Origin of the sequence: Nocardioides alpinus (assembly GCF_900112035.1) — a bacterium.
GTDB lineage: Bacteria > Actinomycetota > Actinomycetes > Propionibacteriales > Nocardioidaceae > Nocardioides > Nocardioides alpinus.
The window spans coordinates 176,935-183,481 of sequence record NZ_FOKC01000009.1; the positions used below are offsets into that span (position 1 = coordinate 176,935).

At 64.2% G+C, this 6,547-nt stretch carries 5 protein-coding genes; 4 read left to right on the forward strand and 1 reads right to left on the reverse strand.

Features of this window, described 5'->3' with window-relative positions; genetic code table 11:
- The first annotated feature begins 77 nt into the window (after positions 1-77).
- From BM127_RS17130 to BM127_RS17140, 3 genes are read left to right on the forward strand one after another with little or no spacing between them, the layout of a single operon-like run.
- Positions 78-887, forward strand: a complete 810-nt coding sequence (locus tag BM127_RS17130) for an adenylate/guanylate cyclase domain-containing protein (protein ID WP_198554300.1) — start codon at positions 78-80, stop codon at positions 885-887.
- 5 nt (positions 888-892) lie between these two features.
- On the forward strand, positions 893-1,507 hold the full coding sequence (locus BM127_RS17135; protein WP_139227777.1) for a type II CBASS E2 protein: 615 nt from the start codon (positions 893-895) through the stop codon (positions 1,505-1,507).
- Positions 1,508-1,547: 40 nt separating this feature from the next.
- Complete coding sequence (locus BM127_RS17140; protein ID WP_091200469.1) at positions 1,548-2,027, forward strand: Pycsar system effector family protein; 480 nt, start codon at positions 1,548-1,550, stop codon at positions 2,025-2,027.
- Between the two features lie 618 nt (positions 2,028-2,645).
- Here BM127_RS17140 and BM127_RS17145 read toward each other — a convergent pair.
- Positions 2,646-5,342 (reverse strand): ATP-dependent DNA helicase, encoded by a 2,697-nt coding sequence (locus BM127_RS17145; RefSeq protein ID WP_198554299.1) that lies wholly within the window; start codon positions 5,340-5,342, stop codon positions 2,646-2,648.
- 970 nt (positions 5,343-6,312) lie between these two features.
- Between BM127_RS17145 and BM127_RS17150 the strand changes: the two genes are divergently transcribed.
- Positions 6,313-6,547 (forward strand): leucine zipper domain-containing protein (locus BM127_RS17150; RefSeq protein ID WP_175507437.1); only part of this gene is annotated, 235 nt, incomplete at its 3' end.

The window sequence follows — 6,547 nt, forward strand, 5'->3', positions numbered from 1 at the left end:
TTTCGCCCACCTGCTGTTGTCTGTGCGGAGAACTACACTGTTGGGATACCCGAACATACCTTCGATAGGCCAGGTCCATGAACGCAAATCGGTTCACTGCATCCGACTTCGGTCGGACCGTTCGCGAGGACTACGCGCGCCGCGGGGTGATGGAATCGAGCGTCATCCACGCCTCTGCAGGCAACTCTCTCGCGACGCGGTCCCTTGGGCATCCGTACTTCGAGGACCTCGCCATCGGAGAGCAGCGCTCGGCCCAGATCGCCTGCCTCTTCCTCGACCTGAGCAAGTTTACCGGTCGCACTTTCTGGGACGGCGCTTACGAGACGGCTCGCCTCGCCAACGCCGTCTCCACCGGCTTCATCGCGGCGGTCTCGTGGTTCGGAGGCTTTCCCCTGGGGCTGCGGGGCGACGGACTCTTCGCCGGGTTCGGTCCCGGGACCACGACGGTGGACGTCCTCGCCGCCCTCGGCGCGAGCGCGATCGCCCTCCAGGGCGTCCAGAACGAGGTCAACCCATGGCTGGAGCGCGAGGGCATGGCGCCCATCCAGGCCCGCGCTGGTGCCGACTTCGGCGAGGTCACCTTCGTCCGTTCAGGCAGCGAGCAGAGCAGCGAGGTCAACCAGATCGGCTTCGCCGCCAACTTCGCCGCCAAGTGCGAGAAAGAAGCAGCCTCGTGGGAGGTCGTGATCGGTGAGGCGATGGCTGCCCACGTCCGCGATCACGGCCTCCTGACGCATCACGCGAACTCCCCGAAGTACTACACGCGCAACAACGAGACGAAGTCGTACCGGTTCTACGACTACGCGTGGCGGCGAGGCCTCTCGGTCGTCACCTCCGCTGGAGATCAGATCGCGGGAACTCCAACAACCAACATCAGGATTGGGTGAAGCACATGACGATCGCGGACCTGCTGACGCACCACGGCCACAAGAAGCCCCGCTGGGTCGACGTCGACGGGCGCATGCTGTTCAGCGCCCCTGCGGCCACCTCTGGCGCTCTCGCGCTGAAGCCGCACACGTTCCACAGCGGCGAAGACCCCGTCGACAGCCCCGACCCCGGCGTCGCGCGCAGCCTCACCGCCGCCAACCTGCCATGGTGGAGCAATCCCGACGACCTGGAGCCGCACCGTGCCGCGATGGCGGCACACTTCCCAGGCTTCACCTACTTCGAGCCCGACGAAGATCGCGGCCCCGCGTGGATCGGCGTTCTCGACTCGGGTCGCGGCAGGTTCCGCATCGGTGTCGTACTGCGACGCGACCGCGGCCTGCCCTTCGTCACGGTCCTTAACACCAAGATCGGGAAGAACACCCGCTATGGCTGGACCAGTCCCTCACACGCCTACATCAGCGGCAACCCGTGCATCGCGGACCAGGACGACTGGAACCCTGACGAGGACATGGTCGCAACCGCCGTCGCGTGGACCGCGCACTGGCTCGCCGCCTACACCGAATGGCGCATCACCAACCGTTGGCCGATCGAGGGGTTTCACCCGAATGTGGCGGCCTGACCGGAAGGTACCCGACCCGGAGCCTACCGACGACGGGGCTATGAACGCGCTCTCAGAGATCGCGCAGTGGGTCCGATTCGCCGACACCAAGGCCGGACTCCTGGCAGCAGGACTGGGAGTCATACTCGCAGGCACGGTCGCGCAAGCCGCGACCATTGTGGACGCTGTGGCCAGCGGCGGGGCGCTCGGCGCGCTCACGGCCGTCCTGTTCGCGTTGTGGTCGGCGTCCGCACTGACGCTGGTCTGGTTCCTCATGAGCGCCATCGGCCCGCGGACCTCTACCAGTGGCCCGACCATCAACCGGTTCGCCTGGCCTTCCTTGCCGGGCATCCCAGTCGCGGACCTGACACAGCACGTGAGCGGGACGACACGAGACGCCGACGCATGGCGGCAGGTCGTAGACCTCTCCACGGTCGCCGCTTCTAAGTACCAAGCCTGCGGCCGCGCAGTCCTAGCTTTCATGATCGTTGTGGTGGTGACGGCTGCGATGGTCGCGCTCGCGCACGTGGCGGTTCGATGAAAATGGGTGGCGCATTTCATGATGTTGTTGGCGCTCAACGAGCGGATCTGCTCAGATGCGGATGAGCAACCACGGCGCGTAGTCCTCGAACTCTCAAGAGCCTAGGCGGGCCGAGCCGGTCATCGGCTTCGACCCATATCGGAGCCTCCGTTCGTCGGACTCGAGCTTCGAGCCAGTCTCGAAGCGCCATACGATCGAAGTCGCCGGGCTTGACCAACATGCCGTGGCGTGGGTCGTAGAGACGCCAAGTGCGTCGAGCGGACCGACGATCATCTGTGCACGGGGCGAAACCCGGCGGGGTCTTCCAGCAGTCTGGAGGGGTCCGATTCAAGGGACAGCTGCTTCAGCTGCGCACGCATTGCGCGATCGTCTCGCACAACATCCGCTCGTGCCGCGAAGGGTGCGGCATTCCGCCGCCGATGACTGGGTTCCCAGGTGTTGCTGACTCAGCCACCGAATCACACCCATCCAGTCGACCGATGCTCAACACTGGTCAGCCGCGATCGTTGCTCACTTCTACCTCAATCTAGGGCTTGGAGACGCCGAGGTCGATCTCTCAAAGCGTGACGGGCAAGCCGTCACGATGATGTGAGAGTTGAAGGCCCGGGCCGCATCTCGCTAGGGGCGACGTCGGACAGGAGTGAGACTCCTTCGCGACGACAGGAGCGCGACGTCTTTCTTGGTGTCAACGGCCTGGAGTCCGCTTATGACCGCTTGCTGCGTCTCGGGCGACCAGTAGATCTGAAGCTCCTGCCGGGCCCGGGTGATGGCCGTGTAGAAGATGTTGTGTGTGATGTCGTCCTCGTTGGCGCTCGTGATGACGACCTTGACCGCGTCGTACTCGAGGCCCTGGGCCTTGTGGATGCCGACGGCATACGCCACCTGGAATGGGACGGTGGTCGTGTCGGTGTCGTCGTCCTCGTCACTGATGTCGATGTCGTAGACCGCGAACCGCACGGTCGACTCGGAGACCCACTGCAGATCGAAGTACCCGTCGACGTCGAACTCGGTCACGGGGCGGTCGAGGCGAATGTCGAACTGGATGCTGCCGTCGTATGCCTGAATGTCAACGATGGTGCCCTTGAGGTTGTTGTAGATCAGCGGCTTGAACCGGTTGGTGTCCGAGAACAAGACCGGGTCGCCGGCCTTGTACGCGGCGGGCCCCCACGGGACGGCGGGCGAGGGGTTGCTGGCCTGCAAGAACCGGTTGATGTTGTTAATGCCGTACAGGCCGTCGTAGTTCAACGCCAGGATGATGTCGTCGGCGGAGTGGTTGTCGAAGAGGCTGGCATCTAGGACGGTGGAGTACCCGTTGCGGGCGATGGCCTCGGTGATGTTCTCGTCTAGGTTGCGGACCTTGGTCCAGAAGTCGACGAGCTCATCACTGCTGGTGCGGTACGGGGTGGTCAGCTCGAAGATGGAAGACGGCTCGATGTAGGAACGCACAACGTTGAACCAGTTGCCGAACCTGATGGACTCGATCTGGAAGACGTCTCCGACGAGCACGATGAGTTTGAAGCTGGTGTTCTCCAGGATGTCTAGGAGGTCGGCGTTGCTGACCGTCGAGCACTCGTCGATGACGAGCAGGTCGAAGTCGCCGCTGGGGTTGTGCTTGTGGCTGGCGATGGTTCGGAAGGTTGATTCCGGGGCGCTCACGCGGCGGCGGAGGTTCTCGACAGCGGGGTGGGTGTTGGCGAGGAACAGCTTCTGGTTGCCGCCGAAGTAGTTGGCGATGTGGTCGACCATGCGGGTCTTCCCTGTCCCGGCGGCCCCGTAGACGAGCGCCACGCGTGACTGAGCAAACAACGTGGTGAGTGCTGCGCGCTTGGCGACGTCGTCCACGGTGTGGGCCGTCGTCCCGAGCCACTGTTCGACCGCGGCCGTGTACCCGCTGATGCCGCTGGCCGCGTGCGCCTGGAGCTTCGTCACGATGTCGTGGGTGTCGTCCTCATAGTTCTGGATGAAGACGTGGCCGTTGTCGAGAACGAGGTCCCGGGCGGGCCGGTGTCTGTAGTACAGCTTGCTGTTGTAGGTGGCGATGAGGGCAGCCACGTCGCCCAGGTCCTCGAGGTCGACGATCGGGGTGTACAGAATCCCGCGGTCCTCGACATTGCGCTGTACGCGGCGAGCCAACAGTTCATGGGTGCGGCCGGCGGTGTCGAGGCTGTTGATGAGGTCCCAGAATCGCGGGTTGTGGGCCCGCGGTGCGGTGCAGAACGGCATCTCGTCGAACGGGATGCACGAGTAGCTGAAGTTGAGGTTCGACAGGCGGGTGTTGGGTTCCCAGTGGTACTGCGCCTTGAGCCAGTCGTTGCGCATCCGAAAAAGCAGGTAGCGCAGCAGGTTGTGGCCTGGCCGCTTCCCACGGATGATGCGACGCGCCTCGTCAATGGCCGGGAAGATCTGCGGACTTCGGGAGATGGCCGTTCCCCGGGCCTTGATGTCGTTGTACCACTCATCGGAGGCGTCGATAAGGTCCAGCAGAGTTGTGCCGCCGGTCAGGCCAGTCATCACGAACTTGTACTCGGCAGAGTCCGTCCGCACTTTCGTCGGCTTGCCGACGAGGCTCGCGAAATGGTCGACCTCGCACGGCCGGATGGACACTTCCCAGATGCGGATGAGGGTCACCGGCATCTGCTGCCCGAAGACCTCGATGGTGGCCGCCTGTAGGCCCAAGTTCGCGGAGTAATTGTCCGCAATGTCGATGTCGGTGAACCCGATGATGCGGTCGGCCTTGCTAACCCGGTTGACGGCCCTGTAGAACGTGACCTCGTAGTACACGCGGCCGCCGGTAACGAACGGCCGCGTCTTGTGGATGTAGAACCGATCATGGCGGGCCGAAGTCGCCCTGCCTGGCTTGTCGATCTCGACGGCAATCTTCTCGTGGTACTCGGCGAGCGCGGGGTCCTGGTCGAGCGGAAACAGCTCAAGGTTGCCGAGAACCGCGACACCGGCCTCGTTGTACAGGAGGGCGCGCAGACGCAGCATGTACTCGTAGTAGCGGAGCATGAGCCGCTCCGAGGTGTCCCCGTCGAACGTGTAGTGGGAGACCGACGGCTTCAGCAGGGTGTGGAACTTGGTGACGAAGTTCAATCGACCGTTCGCCTTCACCCACGAGAGTGCGGCCTCGATGGCGTCGTAGTTGTACTCAACGTCCCCGCTGGCGACATGCAGGCGCACAGCGACGCCCTCGACCAGGTTCCGTAGCTGCCCGAGGACGTTCTGGGATAGGAGGTCGCGCTGACTGGGTAGCGTGGCGATGTTGGCGCAGATGGCTGCGTCGGCGGCATCGATGTGTTGGGCAACGGTGGCCACGTCGAACCTCCAACAAAGCAGTGGCGACGCAGACGGCACCGGTACGAAGACCATAGCGATGGAACGACGACAGCGCAGGACTCTCAGCGATTCAGGGCCATCCGTCATCCGCCATCCAACGTGCGACCACGAGCGGACAGGTCGCAACAAGGCGCGAAGCCAGTAATTCCGGGGGTGACGCTCACGGTCACCAACCACAGCCCAGCACCTTCAGGCTGCGTTGGCGATCCTCACCGTCATTTCGCCGCGCACTAAACGCGACCTCTGCGGGGGTGTCGACGGCCGCATCGTTCGGGAGCTGTCAACACTCTCGCACGACGCGTCTGGAACGGTTGTACGAACCGGCGCTCGACTGCGTGAGCGAACAGCTTCGGGCACCCAAGGAGCAGGACTAGGTCCAATCCGCGCGTCGGCTTGGCGTAACGATGGCTGAACGATCGACTCGTCGAACCCGCCCCCGGGTCGTGGGCGTGGCCGCACATCTCGGTCGACTGCGCTTTCAAGGGACTGATCAGGCGCGTTCTTCGCCGCGTCACGGTGCCGCCTGCCAGGGTCGCGGCATTCGCAGCAGCGATGCGTCTCCAACGTCTCGTCGGAACACTCCCCGTGAACGCGAGCACCCGTACGGGACGCGTTGTCTCGCCCGTCAACCGGTCGCAGGCGGCGAGAGCAGAGCCGAGTGCGCCCATAGGCGGATGACCGTCCATCCCGCGCCCGTCTCGTCTGGTGCGGCCACGACAATGAGTCCGAGGTAGCCGCCGCCGGCGGCGCGACGCCATTGAAGTAGCAATGCTGGTTGTCTGCCCCACGGCGCGTCGTACCAGCACGGTCGCACGGGTTCGGCTAGCTGTGATGCCCAGGCACGTTGGTCGAGATCGTGTGACGAGACGATCTGAAGTTCTGGACTGGTGAAGACCTCCCGATGTGGAGTGGAGCTATCTAGGAACCGCTCCACATCCAGGAGGTCTTCGTGTCCCACGCTACCCATTCCAACGCTGCGCTGACGCCACGCGCTCGACTGCGGCTCGCTCGCCTGATCATCGACCACGGCTGGCCACCTGCCCGCGCGGCCGAGCGCTATGACGTGTCGTGGAAGACCGCGAAGAAGTGGGCCGATCGGTACGCGGCCGAAGGCGCTGCAGGCATGACTGACCGATCCTCGCGACCCCATCACCAGCCGAACCGGACACCAGCGCCGATGGTGC